Origin of the sequence: Paenibacillus tundrae (genome assembly GCF_030812775.1) — a bacterium.
In the GTDB taxonomy this organism is placed as follows: Bacteria; Bacillota; Bacilli; order Paenibacillales; family Paenibacillaceae; genus Paenibacillus; species Paenibacillus tundrae_A.
Genome location: NZ_JAUSTI010000001.1, coordinates 42,374 through 66,319 on the forward strand (window position 1 = coordinate 42,374; position 23,946 = coordinate 66,319).

The window sequence follows — 23,946 nt, forward strand, 5'->3', positions numbered from 1 at the left end:
GTCCTAATGCAATACGTTATAGTATCACTTGAAAGGGAGTTGGTTTTGAAATGAACCATTTCTGTCCACCGGTTTGCCCGATTGTCTGTGATCCGATCCAGGTTGTGCAAGACTACTACATTCCACAAATCGTACCTGTAATTCATCCAATTGAGGTTATCAAGAAGCACCACTGTGTGCCGATCCCTCACCATATGTACCCAGTCGTTATAAGAGAAGAAGAAACAGGTTATGTATCCAGCCACAATGGCAAGAAAAAATCCGCCAAAAAATCAAGCAAATCCCGTACAGCTTCACGTAAACGTTAAGCGCAGCCTAAGCCCCCGGGAATGATAATTTGATATCATATCAAAAAGCAGCATACGCCCGGGGGCGCAGCTGCTTTTGTTGTTGTCGAACACAAATAAACACTTACTTCGTATATTTCTTCATCGTATTGTCCATTTGCTGTCTCACATGTTGTGGCCAGAATTGCAGGGGAGCACTGTTGCTCGTTGCGGCTTGAAGCGCTTTGTAGACATCCACTTGACCGTATCCATAATATTTATCGTGCCCAGGATCGCCTAGGTCAATCACGCTCTGACGCATGAGATCCATCACTTCGGTATTCGTTAAGTCAGGGTTGATCGAACGAATTAATCCTGCAAGTGCGGCCACGTGGGGACTAGCCATGGATGTTCCCGACAATGCAGCATACTGGTTGTCAGGATAGGTGCTTGCAATGCTGGTACCTGGTGCCATAACATCAACGTAGTCGCCATAGTTGGAGTAGGAAGCTTTATTCATATCAGGATCAGTAGCAGATACGGCGAATACTTCAGGATAGGCAGCCGGATAACCAGGACGTTCTGTATTATCGTTGCCTGTAGCGGCAATCAGTACTATATCGCGGTCAAACGCATATTTGATTGCATCATGAAGAAACTGAGCATCTGCATAGTTTCCTAAGCTCATGTTAATGACCTTGGCTCCATGGTCTGCTGCCCAGATAATCCCTTCAGCAACAGCATAAGTCGTGCCTGAACCCGAGCTATCCAGAACTTTTACTGGAAGTACATTATTGTACCAGCTCATTCCTGCTACACCCTCATTGTTGTTAACAATTGCCCCGATAATGCCAGCAACGTGCGTACCATGACCGACATCATCAAGAGGTTCGCGAGTAGGGTCGATCACATTGTATCCCTTAAGCAGCTTTCCTTTGAGATCAGGGTGATTGATGTCTACCCCAGTATCCACCACGGCAACAATAACATCCTTGTTCCCTTTTGAAATATTCCACCCTCGGTTGGTTTCAATTGCAGGCAGGTTCCATTGGTAATCGGTAAACAAAATATCATTAGGAACGGTGACCTCAGCCGAATTGTCCTTTTCAGTCAGTGTCTCATTGGTTAAATACATGTAGTGGGGTTCCATATAAAGTGGATTCCATTTACGCTCAAAATAGGAATGCAGCTGTTCATAATTCATATGTTCTGACCGGAAAACATACGTGTATCCCAATTTGCGGGCAGACTGTGTTCGCAAGTCAGATTTCATGATGCGCATGTCACGTTCGCCCGGCTCCTGTCGGAAACGAATTACGATTTCATTTTCATAAAAGTGGCTGGCATTTGCGTTATCATGCCCTGTTTTGACCGTAATTTCGTTTAAGGTATCCGGATGCACCGATTCAATTTTGAATTTGCCTTCCCGAGGGTAAGGAATCATACGTAGATTTTTACGTTGATGCTGTTCCACCGCGTTAAGCACGTTTTGGCTGAATAAGGCGATGATGGCTTGCTTGCCATCCTTGGAAGGCTGACCTAACACAAAATACTTTTCTTTACCCATGGAAAATGAAGAAGACTCGAAGCTTTGACGTTTCATAACGGCTTTTTTGGCTAGGCTAAGAGAATGATCGAGGCGTTGTTGCTCCAATTTACTACCTTTTGGCATATCTTTGCCGAACTGATGACGCTGTGAACCAGATTTATTGTCCATGAACATGAGAGAATGGATGTGTTTGTGAGATTGCTGAAGGTCTTGCACATACTTACGCAATTCTGAATCTGACATGCTGGAGGTTTTCTCTAACATGGTGCTTAGATGCTGCTTTGCATCCAATCGAGTGAGGAGATCCGTAGCTTTCACGTCTTGAACTTTCAGGCGCTGTTTATTCCCTTGCTCCACGTGAGGAGCATCAGGTAATGCACTATGCTCTGGCAGCGTGCGATTGGATGTTGGTAGTAGAAGGGTTAAAGCAAGCGTTCCTACACCTGCAGCAATAACCCAGTTAATCCATTTTGGTTTAGACATCGAGATGATAACCTCCTCTGTAATTAGGACAATAATCTGAACCGTGCTCAGGCCTCATCGTTGTCCGTGCATAGTTCTATCGTTAGGAAAAGCAGATATTTTTATGCAGATCTAGACTATGCGTAGCATTTTGCAATTAAGATCGTCGAACACATGTAGAGACCGGTTGGATTATGGGATACCGCTCGTCAGCTTTTTATGGTAGGATAGTACCTGAGAATTGAAGGTCAGGTGAAATTCACCGCCCGACCTACCTATATGTAAGGACTTATTTAAGGGGGAGCTACCTTTATGTCAGCAGCCAATGTACAGAAAATTTGTGAGTCAACTAGGGAAAAGTTAAAACCTGCTATCGATCGGATTGAACAATTTTTGAACGAAAATGCTTTGCCTGAACTGGATCAGAATCAGACGGAAGAATCAACAACGTTCTACAAAGGATTTCTTTCGGATCTCCGTCATTTGCTTGTTTTTTCTGAAGTTTCTTACGAAAAACTTGGCGTTGTGCTGCGTCGTGCTAATTTCGATGTCGATTTTGCGGAAAAGGCGCTTTATAATACGTACCACCAAAGTGTAAATAGCTTTTTCTATCCCAAAAATGAATGTTACTCTGAAGACGGCAGATATGCTTACACAGGGCAAGATGCAATTCGCTTCCGTGACAAGCCTATCCGTGCAGTGCGTGACGTCATTCTTGAGATTTCCAAAACGTATGAAGAATTGCGCGACGACTTGGCTTTCTATGAGAGTGATTACTTGACTCAGCGTCGGATGCAGAATCAACGTAACCACGCCTAATTGTAGACTACATGTAGACTAACTAAATCAATGAATGAAACCGCCGATTTTGGCGGTTTTTTTGCGTTCTTACTAAATAGCTAAGAGAGAGGAATTCATGTCATCATCTGACATTTTGAACGGGAATAGCTCATTATTACCGTGGAGACAATAGGTGCGAGGTGATAAATAATGAGTCAAGAAAAGCCAATCGTTAAATGCAGTGTCTCGAACTGTAACTACTGGGGCGAGAATAACTTCTGTCAGGCGGATGCCATCATGATTGATATTGATCAGCATGCTACCCGCCGCCTACATGAGGAATTCGCTGGAGAGACGTTTGATTCCGATCATCACGATCATGCACGAACATCCTCTGCCACATGCTGTCACACGTTCAAACCCAAATGAGCAGTCATTCCCATTCTTAATGGAGGTGCTTAGTAATGAAAAATGATTATAAAGATCTTCTGCTTAAGCGCTCTGAATCTGAGGACAAGAAGTCTCGTGAACGCGTTGATTATCCAAGACGTGAACATCGGGAAGAATACGGTGCTGAGGTTGCTCCCCCAACGGCTGTGCGTACCGAGCGTTCTGAACGTCCGGTAAATACGCAGGAAAATCATGAGGCAGATGCAGTGATGGAGTCTACAGGCAGGGTTGCGGGCTATGTTGGATTGGCCTCAGGGATCGCATCATTATTCATGTGGTCTATCGTGCTTGGACCTGTCGCGGCTGTACTTGGTTATTATGCTTTTGTAAATGGCCGTAAAACGGCAGGTGCTTGGTCTATGGGTCTAGGCATTGTAGCTACACTCAGCTATTTCTTCATGATTCCTTTCGCGCGATAAGGGTGGAGGGGCATGCTTCTTGCAGCTTTTTTAAAGAACACAGTACTTTAATATGATGACCTTTTCCGTTCCCGATTCGGGGAATGGAGAAGGTTTTTTTCGTCTATGTGCAAAAGAAAAGATATATGCGCTTATTTTTTGAAAATGATGGCAGATTCATGTAAAACGATGTAGAATAAAGGCAGAATATAGTTTTAAATTACGGGAGTGGATATACACATGCAGATTGATCCCAGTGGGTCACGGCAGTTGCTTGAACTGCAATTGTCCAATGTTGCCAATTCATCAAGCGGGTCAGCCGGAGCGGCCAATTCATCTGTAGATTTTGCTAATATGATGGACGGGCTATTAGGCACTGGAAACCGGGGGACTAGCAGTAGCGAGGCTTCTTCAGCATCTCTTGGTTTGTCCAAACGATCCAATGACGGGTTATTATGGTTGCAATTGGGCAGCCAATACAGTTCAGATTCGGGTACACCTTTAACTGCCTCCACAAGCAGCAGCAGTCCATCTGTATCTCTTACGTCTTTGTTGGATGCAGTGTCAACGAATGGGGAAGAGACTGTACCTACCGATTATGATTCCTTAATTGCGGCAGCGAGTGCCAAGTATGGCGTGCCTGAGTCGTTAATCAAGGCCGTTATCGATACAGAATCCAATTTCAATCCAAACGTTGTTTCCTCAGCAGGAGCTAAAGGCTTAATGCAATTGATGGACGGAACGGCTGCTGGCCTCGGAGTAAGCAATTCATTCGACCCTGCGCAGAATATTGATGGGGGAACGAAGTATCTTTCTCTTCAGCTTCAACGTTTTGGTGGAGAAGTGAAGATGGCTCTCGCCGCGTATAATGCAGGACCTGGACGTGTATCACGCTTAGGCGTATCCAATGACACTGAACTGATGAATGCACTGAAGCTTCTGCCTACCGAGACGCAAGCTTATATCGCGAAGGTAGAGAAGGCGAAAGCGAAATATACGCTGTAACTTTGAATAAGATGCATGTACAGTGAGTCCAGCCATAAGATCAATTCAGGAACATGTAGGGGCGTTTTTACCTGTTTCTGTTTGGTCTTTTTGTGTTGGGGCGGTATCGTGTTACAATGCTCACTGTAGAATCATGAAGTTTGAGAGCACACGATAAGGAGGTATAACCTCGTTTTGAAATATTTTGATTATGCAGCGACGACGCCTCCCGATCCAGATGTCGTACGTACTATAGCCGAAGTGATGGAGGCTCATTATGGTAATCCTTCGTCCATCCATGGCTATGGTGAGCGAGCGCACCAACTATTGCGGCGAGCGAGAGTTGGTTGTGCTACAGCAATCGGGGTTAAGCCTGAAGAGATCATTTTCACCTCGGGTGCAACGGAAAGTAACAATCTCGCGATTAAGGGGGCGGCATTACGCTATCAATCACGAGGCAAACACATCATTACCACGGCTACCGAACATGCATCAGTGTATGAGAGCTTCCTCCAATTGCAACAGTGGGGATGGGACGTCACATGGATTCCTGTAGACTCCCTTGGGAGGGTTACTGCGCAGCAAGTTATTGAAGCGTTAAGACCGGATACTGTTCTTGTAAGCTTAATGCATGTCAACAATGAGACAGGGGCTATTCACCCGATTGCTGAGATCGGTAAACGTCTCAAGAAAGAAGCTCGCCGTGTGTTGTTTCATGTAGACGGTGTGCAAGGCGTTGGAAAGCTGGAGGCTAAGCCTGCTTCCTGGTATGCCGACCTGTATAGCTTGTCTGCTCATAAATTTCGCGGCCCTAAAGGAGCGGGACTCTTGTACGTGCGTAGTGGGATTGAACTGACTCCACTATTATCCGGGGGTTCACAGGAGAACGGGATGAGAGCAGGGACGGAAAATGTGGCATTGCTCGTTGGTATGGCGAAGGCGATACGTCTTGCTGTAGAGCGTCAACCTCAATTTGCGGAACGCGTGACGGTGTATCGTGACCAGATCATGGCGTGTATTAAGGAAATTCCGGGTCTAGTGCTAAATAGCGATCAACAGGGAGCACCTCATATCATTCATTTCTCATATCCTGGCATGAAAGCCGAAGTAGTGCTTCATACATTGGAGCAGCTCGGGGTTACGGTATCGACCCAGTCAGCATGTTCTTCTCGTTCTGCTGAACCAAGTCGTGTACTGCTTGCGATGGGCAGAGATGCGGCTTGTGCAGCTGGAGGATTACGCATTAGTCTTGGTGATGAACATACTGAAGAAGATGTAAACCTGCTGAAGCAGGCCATACATCAGATGATGGCGCAATTGCGCCCGTTGGAAAGGCGGATGTAAGTCAGATGAAATACGATATGTTACTACTCCGTTTTGGAGAGTTTATGTTAAAAGGAAAAAATCGTGCACGTTTCGAGAAAACGATCATTACTCAAGTGCGTTCCTTGCTCAAGCCTTACCCTAGTGCGAGTTTGCGAAAGGAGTTTGGTCGCCTGTATGTAGATCTCGGTAATGAATCCTCTACAGATCTGATTCGGGTGTTAAAAAGGGTTTTCGGCGTGATGTCGATCAGTCCGGTTAAAGTGACTCCCTCTGAGCGGGATGCCATTGTGGAGACTTCAGTTGCTTTTATGGAGGAGAGAAAGCACGAGTTCGAAGGCGGTATGACTTTCAAAGTAAATGCTCGCCGTGTATGGAAAGAGTTCCCTCATTCTTCACATGAGATGAACCATATGGTGGGATCTCCCATTCTCCGAACCTTTCAGGATCTTAGCGTGGATGTGCGTGAGCCGGATATTGAGCTGCGCGTAGAGATTCGTGAGCAGGGCACTTATATTTTTAATGAGGTAATACCTGCTGTAGGAGGATTCCCATTAGGTACAAACGGAAAGGCTATGCTTCTGTTGTCCGGTGGTATCGATAGTCCTGTAGCCGCTTGGTCTTCGATGCGTCGTGGACTCGAAGTAGAATGTGTACACTTCTACAGCTATCCGTTCACAAGTCAGCGTGCCAAGGAGAAAGTGATCGACCTTGCCCGTGCACTCGCAGATCATGCGGGAACGATTAAGCTGCATCTTGTTCCGTTTACCGAGATACAAACGGCATTCACGCAGCTCGGACAGGACAACTTAATCATTACGCTGATGCGGCGCTCTATGTTGCGGATTGCAACCAAACTGGCTGAACGTGAACGGGCGCTTGCATTGATTACAGGCGATAGCCTAGGTCAAGTAGCCAGTCAGACACTTCCCAGCATGAACGTAATTGGACGTGCAACGGATCTGCCGTTGCTGCGACCGCTAGTTATGATGGACAAACAAGAAATTATTACGCTGTCCAAGCAAATTGGAACGTACGACATTTCCATTCTGCCTTATGAGGACTGCTGTACCCTGTTTGTGCCCAAATCGCCAACAACGAATCCTAATCTCCGCATTGTGGATAAAATTGAGGCAACGATGAGTCATCTGGCTGCATGGGTCGACGAAGCTGTAGCAAAGACCGAAACGATTGTGTTACATGCGGGTGAATCTGTCACTGGAGCAAGTTCTAGTGACGACTCTGAGATCAAAGAAGACTGGTTTTAATCAATTCGTTATTTCATCCTCATAGTGACCTCAAATGAATGGAAAGACATAACAAGGAATATGTTTACCCGCATCTTAAAATATGACAAAGTTAAACACAGAAAGGACTAGTCGACAATAATCGGCCAGTCCTTTTTGTGTTTAATATTTATAGTTATATACTCTTGTTATGAATAAGAGCGCTCATGCTTTTTGATTGCTTTGTTGTGACTTACTCGTTTTCGATAACCTGCCAATACGATGCCGGCAACGACAAGAACGATGAACAATATTCGTAGTGCTGGATGCTCGGTGAAGAAAGGCACAAGCTGATGCTCTTCCGTAATCATATTGGTAGCCGTGTAGCCTAACACGATAGCTCCAAGATAAATAATCCATGGAAAACGATTAATCAGCTTAATGAACAGCGTACTGCCCCACACGATAATAGGTACGCTGATGAGAAGTCCAAGGATAACGAGTACAAGATGCTGCTCGGCTGCGCCCGCGACAGCAATGACATTATCGAGTCCCATGGCTGCATCTGCGATTACGATGGTGCGAACGGCGACCCACAGGGAGTTGCCTGCTTTGATATCGCTGTGCTCTTCTCCTTGATCTGCTAACAATTTATAGGCAATCCAGACGAGAAGCACGCCTCCAGCTAGGAGCAACCAAGGTACTTTAAGGAGCCATAGCACAACAACGGTTGCTACAATCCGTATGAGGAGTGCACCTGCTGTTCCGTATAGAATCGCTTTTTTTTGCACTGAGGGGTGAAGATTACGTGCAGCTAAACCAATGACGATGGCATTGTCCCCAGCTAACATGAGATCAATAAAAACAATTTTAACTAAAGCAATCCAAAAAACAGCGCTAAATATGTCCATTTGCTGTCACTCCTTCATCTACATGCCTGTCTAAAATAAGCTTGTTCAATCGATAAGAATAGCATGGACAACTTTGACATACAAGTTAGAGTGGGGGGATGATTATGGATACTTTATGGCTGTTGACGGAGATATTAATGATCAATCTGGTTTTGAGTGGAGATAATGCGGTTGTTATTGCGCTTGCTAGTAAGGATCTACCTGTGAGGCAGCGTAAGCAAGCCGTATGGTGGGGGGCATTTGGAGCGGTAGTATTACGCTGTGTATTGACCTTTGCCGCCGTTTTATTACTGGGGATTCCGTTTATTCAAGCTGCAGGTGGACTGATGTTATTCTGGATTGCCATGAAGCTCTTGGTTCAAAATGAGGATGCTGTACATATTCGTGAAGCAAAGACGACGTGGAAAGCGATTCAAACGATTCTGATCGCCGACTTTGTCATGAGTTTAGATAACGTTCTAGCCATCGCTGCATTAGCTAAAGGTGATCTAGCGCTTATTGTTATTGGTATTGCCATTAGTATTCCGATCGTCGTATGGGGAAGTGGTCTGATCGTTGGACTGTTGAGGCGATACCCGATTTTAGTGTTTGTGGGTTCTGGAATTTTAGCTTTTACCGCTGGTGAGATGGTTATGAATGATCCGAAGCTTGGTGAATGGTTAACCGGATTGACAGCTGAAGCACATATGCTGCTCCCAGCAGCCATGGCTTGTCTGGTTCTTGCAGTTGGAGGAGCAAGCAAGTTTGTAAGGCGAAACATTTAATATACCTTTAATATACCTTCTGAAGATAAAACATCTCATCTCCAAAAGAAGTCCAAGCCGCTCGGTTAGAGCGGTTTTTTTGTTGAGTTTGGTTTGCTAAAGAAGGTTACTGAGAAGAATAGGAAGTATAACCCTATCATCGGATACATTGAAATCCAAGAATATGGAGTAGCCGCAGCGTATGACATAAAGGATAGTTTTTTGGCGAAAATTCAGCTAAACTAGATACCATAGATGCATGTCTGGCATCGCGAAAAAGACTGTATGTTAGCCAGGCGAGATACATAGCCAAATGGGATAAGAGGTGACTTGCAGAAGTGAGAATGAGAAATGAAAAAGCTATCGGGATTTTTATAGTTGTTGCAGGTGTGGTTATTTTGCTTGGTAAGCTAGGCGTGTTTGGATTCATTGGGCGCCATTTCTGGCCATTGTTGATTCTTCTACCGGGTATCGCACTTCATGCGCTGTATTACGCACGACTCTCGCCTTCATGGTCACTTGTTCCTGCGGGAATTCTTACGGTATACGGTGTGCTATTCGGTATAACCAACACATGGGGAGCGGGAATGATGACAAGGTTGTGGCCTGTTCTTTTGTTAGGTGTTGCCGTAGGTTTATTGGAATATGGACTTGCTGAACGTCGAAGACCCGAGTATGTGTTACCTGCTGGAATGATAATCGGTGCTGTATCGGTCATATTGCTCGGATTTACTTTGCTGCAGACGGGAATCATCTATGTACTTGCTGTCCTGTTGATCTTAGGTGGAGTCTGGTTATTACTAGGACGGGGACGCCGCGGGAAGGGCTGGTAATAATCTCAGTGCTGTTTTCAAGCGAAATATCTTGATTTTTACCTATGATAAACTATAATATAAGGGATATAGACATGCGTCGGGTTATCACCGACGCTTATTTTGTGAGTAACCTGCGATTTTGCGGGAAGTTTAGTAGATAAGAATTGAAATTGGAAAGGATATGGATACAAACCATGCATTCAAGAGAACACATTCGCAATATTGCGATTATTGCCCACGTCGACCACGGGAAAACGACACTCGTCGACAAGTTGCTCCAGCAATCCGGTACATTCCGTGATCACGAGACGGTACAGGAGCGCGCAATGGACTCCAACGATTTGGAGCGTGAACGCGGTATTACGATTTTGGCCAAAAATACGGCTATAACTTATAAAGATTACCTGATCAACATTGTAGATACACCTGGACACGCCGACTTTGGTGGTGAAGTAGAACGTATCATGAAAATGGTTGACGGCGTATTGCTCGTTGTTGATGCTTACGAGGGCTGTATGCCACAAACGAAGTTTGTACTTCGTAAAGCATTGGAGCACAACCTGACTCCAATCGTTATTGTAAACAAAATTGACCGTCCAGCGGCTCGTCCGGCTGAGGTTATTGATGAAGTGCTTGACCTGTTCATCGAACTGGGTGCCAACGATCAACAACTTGAATTCCCTGTTGTATATGCTTCCGCATTGAACGGAACATCCAGCATGGAAGACGATCCTGCCAAACAAGATGACAACATGATGGCGATCTACGATACCATCGTAAGTCATATCCCTCATCCAACAGAGAACGTTGAAGAGCCACTGCAATTCCTCGTTACGCTGATGGACTACAATGAATACCTCGGACGTATCGCTATCGGTCGTGTAAACCGCGGTGTGATTCGTCAAGGCCAATCCGTTACTGTTATTATGCGTGATGGCAAAAGCAAAACAGCTCGTATCGAGAAACTGTTTGGTTTCCAAGGTCTGAAACGTGTTGAGACAGAGGAAGCTGGCGCAGGTGATATCGTAGCGATCGCGGGTATTAAGGATATCAACATCGGTGAAACGATTGCTGACCCGAACAACCCTGAAGCTTTGCCGGTTCTGAAAATTGATGAGCCAACACTGCAAATGACATTCCTCGTAAACAACAGTCCATTCGCAGGCCGTGAAGGTAAATGGGTAACTTCCCGTAAACTTCGCGAGCGTTTGTTAAAAGAATTGGAAACTGACGTATCCCTTCGTGTTGAAGAAACAGAGAGCCCAGATGCATTTATCGTTTCCGGACGTGGTGAGCTTCACTTGGGTATCCTGATTGAAAATATGCGTCGTGAAGGTTATGAGCTTCAAGTATCCAAACCAGAAGTTATCATCAAAGAAATTGACGGTAAGAAAATGGAACCTCTTGAGCGCTTGTTGATTGATATCCCTGAAGAAAGCATGGGTTCCGTCATGGAGAGCCTGGGCGCACGTAAAGCAGAGATGGTTAACATGGTCAACAATGGTAGCGGTCAAGTTCGTCTGGAGTTCCTGATCCCTGCACGTGGTTTGATTGGATACAGCACCAACTTCCTGACATTGACTCGTGGTTATGGCGTAATGAATCATGCATTTGACAGCTACGCTCCAGTAGTATCCGGTCAAGTGGGTGGACGTCACCAAGGTGTACTGATCTCAACTGAAACGGGTACATCTACGTTCTACGGAATGATGGGTGTTGAGGATCGTGGTACGCTCTTCCTTGAGCCAGGAACAGAAATTTACGAAGGTATGATCGTTGGAGAGCATACACGAGACAATGATATCGTTGTTAACATTTGCAAAGAAAAACAACTGACTAACGTTCGTTCTTCTGGTAAAGATGATACGGTTAAAATTAAAACACCAATTATCTTCTCGTTGGAACAGGCGCTTGAATATCTGAATGAAGATGAATATTGTGAGATCACACCAAAATCTATTCGTCTTCGTAAGAAACTCTTGAACAAATCCGAGCGTGAGCGTGCAGAAAAACAACGCAAAATGGCTCAAAATAACGCTTAATCTTAACTAACAAAAAATAGTATGTATAAGTTAACGTTTGATGATGTAAACCGCACTGTCATACGTTTGAGTTCAAACCGCTCAAAGTAGTGTAGGATCGGAATCGATTCTGTAGAAGCGAAGCGTTCGCCTTTGTCTCCGGGTTTTAACCTTTGAAGAATTATTCAGGAAATCCGGAGACAACAGCGATCGAAAGAACGATCCGAATCCGGAACGGTCTCATACGACGGTTTTGTAATCAACTTGGAAGTGTTGTTTCATCAACCAGTTTATGTATACAAGCATGATCACGAAAGGAGCTGGCTGTGCATGCAAGCATGGTTTGCGTCAAACCCGATCGTAGCCTATATCGTCATCTTTGTGCTAATAACTTACGTATACAACAAGGTGTTTCGGGTACGTCAGAAGTTACCACTCGTTAAGGAAATTTTCCTCTATCTGTTGATGGCGATGGGCACATTCATGCTTCTTATTTTTCAGATCGATAAGCTTCCCATCATTCAATGTTTGCTGGTAGCGGTTGGTTTGATGCTGTTAGTACGAGTGCGTTATTTTATTGAAGGTAGACAAAAGAAAAAAGCGGAAGCTTCCGCACGAAACTCATAAATGTTGTCTTGTACAAACCATCCGTTTTCCCTCGGGAAAGCGGTTGTCTTTTATTTAGACAAAAAAACAGATGTGATAAAGGTGTTGAAGATATGAATTCGAACGGCTTACCTCCACGGAGACAGGCACCGACGAAATCCAGTACTTCTGGATCGAAGAATAGCAAGGGTCAACCTAAAAAAAAGAAAAAAGGGTTGCGAGCATTTGCGAAGATTGTACTCAGTTTGTTCGTCATCGGCATATTGGTGGGGGCTGGATACATCTACTGGGTGTACAATCAAGTAGCTGATACAGGTATTGATAAACCGGTACCTGCAGGGATGTCGGCTAAAACCAAACCGATTACGATGCTACTTTTAGGTACGGATAATCGTCCTGAGACAGGAACCTACCTATCCGATGTAGTGATGGTGGCTTCCATGAATCCGGAGACCAAAACAGCAACGATTGTGTCACTACCACGGGATACACGCATTGTATTGGATGGATATAAATCAAATAAATTGAACTCATATTATCCAAGATTTAAGGCACAGGAGAAAACCTCCGGTAAAAAAGCGGAAGATCAGATGAAAGAAATGATGGGCAAGTATCTTGGTGTGGACATCAATTACACAACCGTACTGAATTTCCAAGCTTTCCGTGATGCGGTTAATGCGGTTGGTGGGGTAGATGTGACTGTAGATAAAAATATGTGTTACCGAGATACAGCAGATGGTACGGATATTAATCTCAAAGCAGGTCCTCAGCATTTGGACGGGAAAGAAGCACTTGATTTTGTCCGTTACCGTAAATCCAACTGTGATCCCAAAACACAAGAATCCAACGATTTTGACCGAAATAAACGCCAAAATCAAGTGTTGAATTCCATGTTAGATCAGATGAAGTCACTAGGTGGTGTTACCAAAATCGGTAAGGTTATTGGGGCAGTGGATGACAATATGACCACAGATGTGGAATCAGAACAAATGAAAAATTTCATTTCCACGTATTGGGATATCTCTAAATCGGATGTACACTATACTCCAGTGACAGGTGAGTGGAGAAGTCCATATGTATATATCAACGAGACGGAGCTAGCGAATGCGAAGCAAGCTCTGCAGGATACGTTATCCGGTAAAGTGATTGCGTCTCCAGCAGCAGAATAACTCTCATTCTTTGGGGATTGGAAGCGAGCTTAGCGGTATGCTATAATGACTTAAGCAGTGAAGCAAGTCTTGCCTAAAGAAGATTAGGGGGCTGGTTGAATGTCCGAAGCCGTCACACAATTAACTGAATCTCTTTTGCAACAGTTCAAACATGAGACATTTGTCCTCCTGAACACCGTTGATTTGGAATTCGGAGGCCCTACATCTACTGCGATTTCTTGGATTTATGCCGAGAATGCTTCGACTCTTCGTGTTGCACTGGATCATCGTTCGCGTCTCGTGAAGAATATGATGCATAATCCATTAATAACTGTCACTGTATTTGGAGAAGAGATGGTGTATGCCATTAACGGTCGTGCCTCGGTACGCCAAGATCCATTACAGGATGTTCCATTTAATATGTGCTGTTTCGACATTTCAATCGAAGCTGTGCGAAATGCGTTGTTTTATGGAGCTCAGTTATCCTCTGTGCCTCAATATGTCAAAATATATGATCAGCGTGCTGCTGAAAAATTAGATGAGCAGGTGTTTGCTGCGATGAAAAAAGCCTAGTGAGAAATCACTGGGCTTTTTGTTGTCTTTTGTCTGTAGAATGCTGCTGCTGTTGCATTTGATGCTCCTGCTCATTTTGTTCATCGGGATTTTGTCGAACCTGGACATCTTTTGGCAGCTGCGGTATGATTCGTCCCACCATATCAGCAAGCTCTGAGGCAAAGCCGGAGATCGGATGTCCTTGACGGATATGCTCACCAATTTCTTTGATTCGTTCAGTGACATCGGCATCTGCCGTTACAATAGAATCTACACCTTCGGGGTCTTTACGAAGAGCCTCGGCAACAGCGTATTTAATGGTTCCAACGCGTGCACGCTCAAGCTCGCCATCCACATCGATACCAACTACGGCAGTATTACCTAGAATGACACAATTGGCATCCTCCACACCTTCCACTTGCTTAGCGAGTGCTTTGAGGTGATGAATTCGTTGATCATTAGGCATCCGGCCTGTTTGTGCATCATCTACGATGTTTGTATCATGGACTTCACCTGTATTTTCAGGAATTTGTTCCAGTCCTGAAGGGTTATTAGGATCATCTTGTGCGTCCAGCATATGAGATCCTCTCTGCTGATCTTGCTGAGTTGTAATATTACCTCCATAACTTCTTGGATGCATCTTGTACTGATCTTGTGAGGCATTCTGCAAAGCGTTATGCGAAGTACTGTTACAGCCTGTAAGTATAAAGATCACAAGCAGCGTGCATATCCCAAATTTCATAAATGTTCATCCTTTCCTGGAGTTTTTCAGAATGGTTGACAATTATTTTGTCCTAGTCGAATACATTTATGTATGGGAGCATGATTGTCCATGCCGCTGCTGAAAGATCGCACTTATCCATGCCTTTAACGACGCCGCTTTGGAGGGGATTGAATGAAAAAGATTTTTGTATTGGATACCAACGTGCTTCTGCATGACCCCAATGCCATATTTGCCTTTGAGGAACATGAGGTAATCATTCCCGCGGTTGTACTGGAGGAGATCGACTCCAAGAAAAGAAATGCCGATGAAATAGGCCGCAATGCCCGTAACGTATCAAGGCTGCTTGATGGACTACGTGAATTAGGGCATCTGCATAGTGGTGTGCCTCTTGCCAATGGAGGGAACCTAAAGGTTGAGTTGAATCATCGCAGTTTCGTAAAGGTACAGGAGATGTTTGGTGAAGTATCCAATGATAATCGTATTTTGGCTGTCGCTGTGAATTATCAGATTGAAGAAAATGAAAAAGAGGTCGTAGAACGACAGGTCGTTCTGGTCAGTAAAGATGTCCTTGTTCGGATCAAAGCCGATGTACTTGGTTTAGTTACACAAGATTACTTATCAGATCGGACAGCAGGGCTGAGTGAACTGTATCCGGGTTATACCGCCTTGAAGGTGCACCCATCCGTTATTGATGAGTTCTACACCTACCGCTTTCTCCCGATCAAACCATTGCAACTATCCTATTCACTCTATCCTAATGAATTTGTCATTCTCAAAGATGAGATGGGTACGAATAAATCAGCGTTGCTCAAGGTAAATACAGAAGGAACCAAGCTTGAGCCACTTTTCCTTAGTAATGATAATGTGTGGGGAATTAGTGCGCGTAACGCACAACAACGTATGGCTCTTGAACTGCTGCTGAATGATGATATCCCTCTTGTGACGATAACGGGAAAAGCAGGAACAGGCAAAACGTTACTGGCACTTGCGGCAGGTTTGTTAAAAGTAGAAGATGATCATAAATATAAAAAGCTATTGATTGCTCGTCCTGTAGTTCCAATGGGAAAAGATATCGGTTATCTACCTGGTGAAAAAGAAGAAAAGCTACGCCCGTGGATGCAACCGATCTATGATAACTTGGAGTTTCTGTTTGATACCAAAAAAGCAGGGGATATTGATAAAATCCTAATGGGTCTAGGCAGTATTCAAGTCGAAGCTCTCACGTATATCCGCGGACGCTCCATCCCAGGACAATTCATTATCATTGATGAAGCGCAGAACCTTTCCCGTCATGAAGTGAAGACGATTGTATCAAGGGTTGGTGAAGGCAGTAAAATCATTCTAATGGGCGACCCTGAGCAGATTGACCACCCTTATCTGGATTCTGCGAGTAATGGTCTAACATACATTGTAGAGAGATTCAAACAAGAAGGAATCAGTGGACACATTATGCTCGAAAAAGGAGAACGATCCAAGCTTGCTCAATTAGCTGCAGACTTGTTGTGATTCATAGGAATACAGTAGGTTTATTTCCCGGAAAATGTTTCTAGCATAACCGGCTCAATAGAGCCGGTTTTTTATTGCGAAAAAACCGAGCAGCACATAATGTTCAGAATTCGATATGCTCAATTTATGCAAAAGTTAGAAAAACAGTTTTTAGGCAGAGTAGGACAAGAGCCCTATGAATTTGTTACAATGGACATCGCAGGAAATAATTAGGAAGCAAGGAGGAGAGGTAATGAAGCGGAGACATCAGATCGTATTGTTTGCAGTGTTGCTGCTTTCGTTAACTATACTTTCTCCAAGCTTTGACTTCGGTGGCTCACAATCAAGTGAAGAGGGTAACCCGGATCGTAATACATTTCCAAACCAAACATCCCGTGGAGAAGATCAACATGCGCCTGTGGAAATTGTTGTTTCCATGACACCTGAGGAGTTTCTTATCTTTCAAACGATTGCTAATCAAGTTGCGGATTCCTCTAATGTAGAAATTCAGTTACGTAATATGGAGCAGGACACATTCGAGAGTGTGCTTGAATCTGAGTTTGCGGTTGGAGATAGTGGAGATGTTATTCTGCTAGATGGTATTGAGATTCAGAATTATGCCAAAAGAGGATACTTGTATCCTTTAAATGGGACTACGTTGTCCAAGTCACTTGGAGAAACTGTCATTCCTTTGCGGGAAATGACTGAATGGAATGGCTACCAATGGGCAATGCCGTTTGATTTTGATACTTACGTGCTTGCAACTCGTTCTGCATTTCTTACTAAAGCTGGTTTAGATACATTACCACAACGGGAAGAGCAGTGGATTAAGCTCATACAGCAGGCGAATAACGCGGGGACGAAGCTGTTATCGATGGACAGCGATGATATCTACGCAACAAGTGCGTGGTTGAATTATTTTGAGCCAGGTCTTGCTATGGACCATATGATGAATGGAAAACAAGGTAGTCTTTTAGAGGGAGAATACCAACAGGAGTTACAGTTAATAGAGCAGATTCAGCCATACCTGCAACTGGACGCGGAGAATGCTGAGTTTTCAGAGGCTTTTCAACAAAATGTAGTCCCGATGACGGTCATGTCACTATCCAGACTTCTACAAGAGAATAAGACATTAGTGGAGGACACCACAAATTTATCTAACCAGATAGCGCTTACAGCTCTGCTGCCAGTAAAATCGCGAAGCTTTGTCATTACAACCGGCTCTTCTGAGACCGATGGAGCCAGTCGATGGATTGAAGGCATGACTTCCGCCGCTGTGCAATTGGAATGGTTCCAACAAGCGCATTATTTGCCAGCTAAACAAGATCAGATGAATGTCCAGTCTGGCAAATTGGCTTCTCTTTTTGGAAAAATGGACATTAAAGCTTTATTGGCTACAAAAGCTGTACCTTCCGAAACTGAGATAACGTATGTGCCAACGGGAAAGGTTCAGCAGAAGATAAAGCAATTTATCCAAGGTCAGATCTCAGCGATCCAGTACATGAATAGTATTGTTGAAATACGAGGTTTATCAAAATGAAATAGCTAATTTCACTTCGAGCACTCCTTCACTTGTAGATACCTCTGTCGCTTTTACAAAAGAAAGAATTTTCTGTGGATAAAACCCGAGATCGAATTCCTTTTCCAGCATCCGACGTGTAGTATCGGGCAGCTCCAATTGGTTAAATACCAGCTTATCAACATGGAATCGAATGGAATTCTGAGGCTCGTTCTCCACCGTGTAATGACCTTCAATGCTTAACTCCAATTGATCACGTTTGCCTGATGCTGTGATTCGATCTTTTTCAAATTGAAATGCAAAATCATTAAAAATAGGATTCTGCTCTCGCAAAAATTGATTAAGCTCATTCTGTCCAATCCGAATCGTGTATGTTGCTCCTGTTGTAGAAATTCCACCATTCTGATTTTGAATAAAGTCAGGTAGATTTTGCATGGCTGCTGCCAAAGCTTTGAAATACCGTTTAACCTCGTATATGCCGATATTCTCCCAATAGATCGTGAGTTCGTTCATTAGCTTCTGAATGGCATCTGCATTTCCGCTAGCTGCTACCTGCCCATCCACTTCTTTTTGTAATGTGATTACACGCTCCCGTTGATTCTGCAAATTAGATTTTAGTTCATCAAGCTCTTGGCTCGTTTGAGCAATGCGAGTTGACGTTTGCTGTATGCTTCTATATCTCTCCTGAAACTTATCCAATACCGCCTGGTCTCTGCCAATAATAATCTGATAGTAATCATAAAGAATAAATAGATCTTTGAATGATCTGGCACCAAGGACGGTCATGAGGAGGCTGTCACGTTCGCCTGTATAATAGGATCGTACAACTGAACCTGCCCGTTCCTGTTGAATATGTATTTGTTCCTTTTGCTCTTGAAGCTGACTCGTAAGCGTAATTTGCTGCTGATCCAATTCATTCTGTTTTTGTGTGATCCGTTCAATCTCATGGTCGATCTCAACGATGGACAAGCTTTTTTGCAATATCTCACGGGTTTCCTCAGGAGAGGGCTCGGCATAAACGGAAGTCGATGTAAGTTGGACAAAAAGTAGGATGGATACGAGTAGAGCAATGATGTTATACCGACGTTTCACTAATATCATTCTCCTTTCCTTAGTCATATCTATAGTACAGGCTTCTCTCTTTCAAACAATATATGAAACAAACCTGTGAAATATCCTTAGTGGTTACATAACGCGTTAAACCATACTTCAATCACCTGAGTTATCATCAATTTTGAAACGACAAAAAAAGCAATCCGGAGTAAACTGGATCGCTTTTTTGCTGTTGGCGGATTAGAGCGGCAAATCCATTTGGAATACGGTCCAGTAACTGAACCCCGTGAAGGTAACGATCATATAACCCCAGAAGAGCAATAGGTACGTTCTTTCGGTGAATTTCAGGTATCCCAAAATGACGAAAAACGCAGTCTGCAAGAAAAAAAGCAAGGCCATCTCGACCAAATTCCCTGCAAAAGCCATCAGGCCAATCGTGAGTGTGAAGAACCCGAGTACTCGAAACATGCGTGCCACGGTAAGTCCTCCTCTCTATGTACGATCATAGATTGTCTACACAACATTATACCGGGAAAGGAAAAAGGTGTAAACAGAATTGGATATGAAAGCGAATTCTTTTTTTTGGTCTGAAAGGCTCAATTATGCTTTCTTTTACACATGTGACGTATGAGTGCACTTAAATGTGGAAATACATTTTAGTATGAAATCAATTCTATGAACTCTATGAGAGGCATAAGAATGAATGAAGCAGCTTTTATACCTCATTCACAAGCCGGGAGATCGGTAAGGTGAACGGTTATTTTAGGATGTTGTTAGGAGGGTATTATAGCATGACTGCAGTGAGACAGGATGCTTGGAGTACAGAGGACGATTTGATTTTGGCTGAGGTTACATTACGTCATATTCGGGATGGAAGCACGCAGCTCGCTGCATTTGAGGAAGTAGGCGATAAAATTGGCAGAACGTCTGCCGCTTGCGGATTTCGCTGGAACAGCTTTGTGCGGAAAAAGTATGAATCTGCGATCAGCAATGCCAAAGCACAACGCCAAAAACGTAGTTATCTTAGAAAACAACCTGCATTGCTCGGGCCACAAGTGGCTGCACTCTCTACATTAGAAACGGAAGAAAGCTTGTATAAGTCAGATGGAATCTTGGAAGAGACTCTCTCCATCGATGCTGTGATCCGTTTCTTACGTCAATGGAGAGGGACAGTGCAAGAAAATGGACGTCAGCTTAAAATGCTTGAAAAAGAATTACGAGAAAAGGAAGACGAACTTCATGAGCTTCGTTGTGAGAATGATCGTTTATCGAAACAAGTGAATGAAGTTCAAACCGATTACCGTGTAGTGAACGACGATTACAAGGCATTGATTCAGATTATGGATCGTGCAAGAAGACTTGCATTTTTGTCAGAGGAAGAAGAAGAGCTCAAAACACGGTTTAAAATGGATGCTAACGGAAATTTGGAGCGAATTGAGTAGTACAGATCCGTGCTTAATCTTCGATATAGGAATGAACCCGTCACATTTCCGTTAGATACGGTAGCGTGCACGGGTTTTTTGTTTAATCGTTTTGTTCTATGATATATAGATCTAATCTAAGGTATGGAGAATGGCGAGAGGAGAGTGTTATATGATTATTGACATTATAGGCGCAGGATCACTTGGATTATTGTACGGAAGCAAACTACAGGCTGCTGGCCACCAGGTACGTTATTGGACTCGAACTTCTGACCAAGCATCCAACATGAAGAAGCTTGGTTTGCAAATGATAGAGCCTAATGAAGCAGAAGCGCTGACCATAAGCGGAGCTGATATTCAGGCCCATTGCATTAAGGAGTTGGCCGAGACATGGGCACATTCACCTGGGAGTTGGCTACTTCTGATGGTGAAGCAGACGGTAATGGATGATATTATCCATGACATTAAGTCTATAGGTAAGGAACCGCTCAATCTCATATGTTTCCAAAATGGAATTGGCCATGTGGCAAAATTACAAGAAGTTATGCGAAGAGCTACTATATACAATGCCATCACTACAGAAGGAGCCAAAAGAGTAGGTACCGAGGTAATCCGTGCAGGTGAAGGACAGACTTGGATTGGTCAAAGTGAGGAGGCTTCACCGCGTTATGTAGGACAAGCGGGAGAGAATGGACTAATAAGTTTGGTGCACACTATACAACAGGCAGGATTTGACTGTACAGTGTCGAATCAAATCGATAAGCTGATATACAGGAAGTTGATTATCAATGCAGTCATTAACCCACTCACGGCCGTCTGGCGAATATCGAATGGCGAATTACTTCTAAATAAAGAACGCATCACGATTATGCGCCAGCTTTATGATGAGGCAATCACGGTATACAGAGCAAGCGGAATTACGGTGGATGCAGATCTTTGGGAACAACTGTTGAACGTATGCCAGACGACAGCCTCAAATACCTCTTCTATGCTTGCGGATGTTCTGGAAGGACGTCGTACTGAGATTGATTCCATCAATGGGCAAGTCGTACATTTGGCGCATCAGTGTGGACTGACTGCTCCGTTGCATGAAACGTTGCTGCATTTAATCAAAGGTATGCATCCGGAAGGAGTGAATTGATGAGCTTTTTTATCACGATGAGTATACTGCCCTTCTTTCCTTTCATTATTGTATATTGGGTTATGTATGCTTGGAAAAAGGATAAACGGGTTGCGGTTCGAAAAGCGATGGATGTTACAACGCTATTTCTAATTTTCTCTGTATCTGCGTTATTCAACTTAACATTTGAGACGAATTTCGGTTTTTCTTTGACGCTTATTTTCATACTAATAGCACTTGGATTGGTAGGAGGGGCGCAAAATCGACTAAAAGGTAAAGTGAATGGGGGACGAATGTTCCGGGCAGTTTGGCGTATGGCATTTGTAATGATGAGTTTTGGGTATGTTTTGTTTACTATATTTGGACTATTTAGATATTTTATGAAACAGATGTGAGGTTACATAACGCAAAAGGCTTAAAAAATGTGTCGATTTTGTCGAAAAATGAAAAAAACATTACTTTCTGAAAAAGTAATGTAGATTTTTTTGACCGGTGGTTGTATAATCTATAAACATAAACCACATCAATTTAGGGGGAAAGTGTTAGATGAAAAGGAAAAGTCTATTAGTCCTTTTGACGCTGATCTTGGCGTTCGGTACCGTACTTGCAGCGTGCGGATCGAAAAATGAAGGCACAAGTAACAACACCGATACTGGTTCTGCAAGCGAAAGTAATGGTCTTGCAAAAGATCAAGTGCTGAAAATCAACCTGACAGCTGAACCTCCTACGTTGGACCCGGCTCAAGCAAAAGACAGCCAAACCAACACAGTTCTGAAATTCTTGTATGAAGGTCTTGTACGCATCGATGCTGATGGTAAAGAAGCACCAGGTGTCGCTACAAAATGGGAAGTTTCTGAAGATGGTTTGAAATATGTCTTCAACCTGAACCCGGAAGCAAAATGGAGCAACGGTGATGCAATCACTGCTGAAGACTTTGTTCGTTCTTGGGAGCGTGCATTGAAACCAGAAACTGCTTCTCCTTACGCTTACCAATTGTACTACATCAAAGGCGCTGAAGGTTACAACCGCAGCTCTGATGAAACATTCGAAGGTACTAAAGTTACAGACTTCGCACAAGTAGGTGTTAAAGCAACAGACGAGCATACGCTTGAAGTTACTTTGGAAAATCCTACACCTTACTTCTTGGGTCTGACAGCATTCTATACGTACTACCCAGTACACCAGTCTGCTGATACAAATGACAAATTCTTCACAGATTACAAAAACATGATCGTTAACGGACCATTCACTATGGATACGTACGCTAAAGGTCAAAAAATCGTAGTTAAGAAAAACGATGGCTACCATGCAGCATCTGATATTAAATTGACTCAAATTGATATGTCCCTGACAAGCAGCAGTGCTTCTGAACTGCAAGCTTACAAATCCGGACAATTGGATTACACAGGTGCACCTAACGGTGAAATTCCAACTGACCAAATTCCTTCTGTGAAAGCAGAATTGCCAGATGAGTTCAAAGCTACTGGTATTGCAAGTACGTACTACTATCAATTTAACGTAAATGAAGCTCCATTTAACAACGTTAAAATCCGTAAAGCTTTTGCAATGTCTATCGATCGTCAACCGATCGTTGACAAAGTAACACAAGGTGGACAGATTCCAGCATTCGGTTTCGTACCTCCAGGTATCCGCGGTGAAAACGGCGAATTCCGTGATGAGCATAAAGATGACTACTTCACTGAAAATGTAGAAGAAGCTAAAAAATTGCTTGAAGAAGGTATGAAAGAAGAAGGTTACACTACTTTGCCTGCAGTTACTTTGATCTACAACACAAGTGACAACCATGCGAAAATCGCTTTGGCTATCGCTGATATGTGGAAGAAAAACCTTGGTGTTGATGTGAAAACTGAAAACCAAGAGTGGGGCGTATTCCTTGAGAATCGTCAAAACCAAAACTTCCAAGTCGCTCGTGCTGGTTGGTCTGCAGACTATAATGACCCGTACAACTTCTTGGAAATGTGGACTACTGGAAACACAAACAACGACTCCAAGTTCAGCAATGCTCAGTATGACAAAGATGTAAAAGACACTGTAAAATCTGCTGAACCAGCTGCTCGTATGGCTGCTTTCGCTGACGCTGAAAAAATCTTGATTCAAGATGAAATGGCTGTAATGCCAATCTACTACTACACTAACGTATCTTTGACTAAGCCTTACCTGAAAGGCGTACAACTTGATTTCAGTGGAGCAATTGACTTCACTCGTGCATATCTGGAAGAGAAATAAGTTGTTCTGAAGTCTATATGATTACTTCGGGATATATATGTGGAATTCCATATATATCCCGATTTTTTTGTATGTGTACTGATTTTCCTTATAATTCTTGAAATTTCCGATAAATGGATTGGACTTTATTGTTGTCTAATTCT

The 23,946-nt window shown here is 43.6% G+C and carries 24 protein-coding genes; 19 read left to right on the plus strand and 5 right to left on the minus strand.

The window, feature by feature from the left end:
• Nucleotides 1-50 precede the first annotated feature (50 nt).
• On the plus strand, nucleotides 51-308 hold the full coding sequence (locus J2T19_RS00170) for a hypothetical protein (protein WP_307211654.1): 258 nt from the start codon (nucleotides 51-53) through the stop codon (nucleotides 306-308).
• Nucleotides 309-411: 103 nt separating this feature from the next.
• Here the strand turns inward: J2T19_RS00170 and J2T19_RS00175 are convergent, their stop codons facing one another.
• Nucleotides 412-2,298, minus strand: a complete 1,887-nt coding sequence (locus J2T19_RS00175) for a S8 family peptidase (RefSeq protein WP_307211657.1) — start codon at nucleotides 2,296-2,298, stop codon at nucleotides 412-414.
• A 291-nt stretch (nucleotides 2,299-2,589) separates the two neighbouring features.
• On the opposite strand from J2T19_RS00175, the gene J2T19_RS00180 reads away from it, so the two are divergent.
• The 6 genes from J2T19_RS00180 (at nucleotide 2,590) to thiI (ending at nucleotide 7,480) form a co-directional block, all read left to right on the plus strand.
• Nucleotides 2,590-3,096 (plus strand): YpuI family protein, encoded by a 507-nt coding sequence (locus J2T19_RS00180; RefSeq protein ID WP_056696072.1) that lies wholly within the window; start codon nucleotides 2,590-2,592, stop codon nucleotides 3,094-3,096.
• A gap of 171 nt (nucleotides 3,097-3,267) precedes the next feature.
• Entirely contained in the window at nucleotides 3,268-3,486 is a 219-nt protein-coding gene (locus tag J2T19_RS00185) for a DUF1540 domain-containing protein (RefSeq protein ID WP_082560385.1), read from the plus strand.
• A gap of 35 nt (nucleotides 3,487-3,521) precedes the next feature.
• On the plus strand, nucleotides 3,522-3,926 hold the full coding sequence (locus tag J2T19_RS00190) for a hypothetical protein (protein ID WP_307211666.1): 405 nt from the start codon (nucleotides 3,522-3,524) through the stop codon (nucleotides 3,924-3,926).
• A gap of 219 nt (nucleotides 3,927-4,145) precedes the next feature.
• Nucleotides 4,146-4,910, plus strand: a complete 765-nt coding sequence (locus J2T19_RS00195; RefSeq protein WP_307211669.1) for a lytic transglycosylase domain-containing protein — start codon at nucleotides 4,146-4,148, stop codon at nucleotides 4,908-4,910.
• Between the two features lie 174 nt (nucleotides 4,911-5,084).
• Nucleotides 5,085-6,233 (plus strand): cysteine desulfurase family protein, encoded by a 1,149-nt coding sequence (locus J2T19_RS00200; protein ID WP_307211672.1) that lies wholly within the window; start codon nucleotides 5,085-5,087, stop codon nucleotides 6,231-6,233.
• A 5-nt stretch (nucleotides 6,234-6,238) separates the two neighbouring features.
• Nucleotides 6,239-7,480, plus strand: coding sequence for a tRNA uracil 4-sulfurtransferase ThiI (gene thiI, locus J2T19_RS00205; protein WP_307211676.1), 1,242 nt, complete (start codon nucleotides 6,239-6,241; stop codon nucleotides 7,478-7,480).
• 167 nt (nucleotides 7,481-7,647) lie between these two features.
• Here thiI and J2T19_RS00210 read toward each other — a convergent pair whose 3' ends face one another.
• Entirely contained in the window at nucleotides 7,648-8,349 is a 702-nt protein-coding gene (locus J2T19_RS00210) for a TerC family protein (protein WP_307211678.1), read from the minus strand.
• 104 nt (nucleotides 8,350-8,453) lie between these two features.
• Between J2T19_RS00210 and J2T19_RS00215 the strand changes: the two genes are divergently transcribed.
• The 6 genes from J2T19_RS00215 (at nucleotide 8,454) to J2T19_RS00240 (ending at nucleotide 14,255) form a co-directional block, all read left to right on the plus strand.
• Entirely contained in the window at nucleotides 8,454-9,113 is a 660-nt protein-coding gene (locus J2T19_RS00215; protein ID WP_307211681.1) for a TerC family protein, read from the plus strand.
• Nucleotides 9,114-9,436: 323 nt separating this feature from the next.
• Nucleotides 9,437-9,925 (plus strand): hypothetical protein, encoded by a 489-nt coding sequence (locus tag J2T19_RS00220; RefSeq protein ID WP_370874783.1) that lies wholly within the window; start codon nucleotides 9,437-9,439, stop codon nucleotides 9,923-9,925.
• Nucleotides 9,926-10,101: 176 nt separating this feature from the next.
• On the plus strand, nucleotides 10,102-11,949 hold the full coding sequence (typA, locus tag J2T19_RS00225; protein WP_307211686.1) for a translational GTPase TypA: 1,848 nt from the start codon (nucleotides 10,102-10,104) through the stop codon (nucleotides 11,947-11,949).
• Nucleotides 11,950-12,258: 309 nt separating this feature from the next.
• Complete coding sequence (locus J2T19_RS00230; RefSeq protein ID WP_056696092.1) at nucleotides 12,259-12,555, plus strand: YlaH-like family protein; 297 nt, start codon at nucleotides 12,259-12,261, stop codon at nucleotides 12,553-12,555.
• Between the two features lie 92 nt (nucleotides 12,556-12,647).
• Entirely contained in the window at nucleotides 12,648-13,703 is a 1,056-nt protein-coding gene (locus J2T19_RS00235; RefSeq protein ID WP_307211689.1) for an LCP family protein, read from the plus strand.
• A gap of 99 nt (nucleotides 13,704-13,802) precedes the next feature.
• Nucleotides 13,803-14,255 carry a PNPOx family protein gene (locus J2T19_RS00240; RefSeq protein WP_056696096.1) on the plus strand — a complete coding sequence of 151 codons (453 nt, stop codon included), beginning with the start codon at nucleotides 13,803-13,805 and terminating at the stop codon, nucleotides 14,253-14,255.
• A gap of 7 nt (nucleotides 14,256-14,262) precedes the next feature.
• On the opposite strand, the gene J2T19_RS00245 is transcribed toward J2T19_RS00240, so the two are convergent.
• Nucleotides 14,263-14,976 (minus strand): YhcN/YlaJ family sporulation lipoprotein, encoded by a 714-nt coding sequence (locus J2T19_RS00245; protein ID WP_307211695.1) that lies wholly within the window; start codon nucleotides 14,974-14,976, stop codon nucleotides 14,263-14,265.
• Nucleotides 14,977-15,129: 153 nt separating this feature from the next.
• Between J2T19_RS00245 and J2T19_RS00250 the strand changes: the two genes are divergently transcribed.
• Both J2T19_RS00250 and J2T19_RS00255 read left to right on the plus strand, forming a co-directional pair.
• Nucleotides 15,130-16,464, plus strand: coding sequence for a PhoH family protein (locus J2T19_RS00250; RefSeq protein WP_056696100.1), 1,335 nt, complete (start codon nucleotides 15,130-15,132; stop codon nucleotides 16,462-16,464).
• A gap of 232 nt (nucleotides 16,465-16,696) precedes the next feature.
• Nucleotides 16,697-17,983 (plus strand): ABC transporter substrate-binding protein, encoded by a 1,287-nt coding sequence (locus J2T19_RS00255; RefSeq protein ID WP_307211698.1) that lies wholly within the window; start codon nucleotides 16,697-16,699, stop codon nucleotides 17,981-17,983.
• On the opposite strand, the gene J2T19_RS00260 is transcribed toward J2T19_RS00255, so the two are convergent.
• Both J2T19_RS00260 and J2T19_RS00265 read right to left on the minus strand, forming a co-directional pair.
• Entirely contained in the window at nucleotides 17,975-19,054 is a 1,080-nt protein-coding gene (locus J2T19_RS00260) for a coiled-coil domain-containing protein (RefSeq protein WP_307211701.1), read from the minus strand. The two genes, J2T19_RS00255 and J2T19_RS00260, sit on opposite strands and share 9 nt — an antisense overlap.
• A gap of 201 nt (nucleotides 19,055-19,255) precedes the next feature.
• Nucleotides 19,256-19,492: a DUF2626 family protein gene (locus J2T19_RS00265; RefSeq protein WP_307211704.1), complete on the minus strand. Its 237-nt coding sequence runs from the start codon at nucleotides 19,490-19,492 to the stop codon at nucleotides 19,256-19,258.
• 314 nt (nucleotides 19,493-19,806) lie between these two features.
• Between J2T19_RS00265 and J2T19_RS00270 the strand changes: the two genes are divergently transcribed.
• The 4 genes from J2T19_RS00270 to J2T19_RS00285 all read left to right on the plus strand — a co-directional run bounded on the left by J2T19_RS00270 (nucleotide 19,807) and on the right by J2T19_RS00285 (nucleotide 23,803).
• Nucleotides 19,807-20,457, plus strand: a complete 651-nt coding sequence (locus tag J2T19_RS00270) for an RsfA family transcriptional regulator (RefSeq protein ID WP_056696111.1) — start codon at nucleotides 19,807-19,809, stop codon at nucleotides 20,455-20,457.
• Between the two features lie 151 nt (nucleotides 20,458-20,608).
• A complete protein-coding gene (locus J2T19_RS00275) occupies nucleotides 20,609-21,577 on the plus strand; it encodes a ketopantoate reductase family protein (RefSeq protein ID WP_307211707.1) in 969 nt (322 codons plus the stop codon).
• Between the two features lie 17 nt (nucleotides 21,578-21,594).
• A complete protein-coding gene (locus tag J2T19_RS00280; RefSeq protein ID WP_307211710.1) occupies nucleotides 21,595-21,951 on the plus strand; it encodes a DUF3397 domain-containing protein in 357 nt (118 codons plus the stop codon).
• Between the two features lie 151 nt (nucleotides 21,952-22,102).
• On the plus strand, nucleotides 22,103-23,803 hold the full coding sequence (locus J2T19_RS00285; protein ID WP_307211713.1) for a peptide ABC transporter substrate-binding protein: 1,701 nt from the start codon (nucleotides 22,103-22,105) through the stop codon (nucleotides 23,801-23,803).
• Nucleotides 23,804-23,946 lie beyond the last annotated feature (143 nt).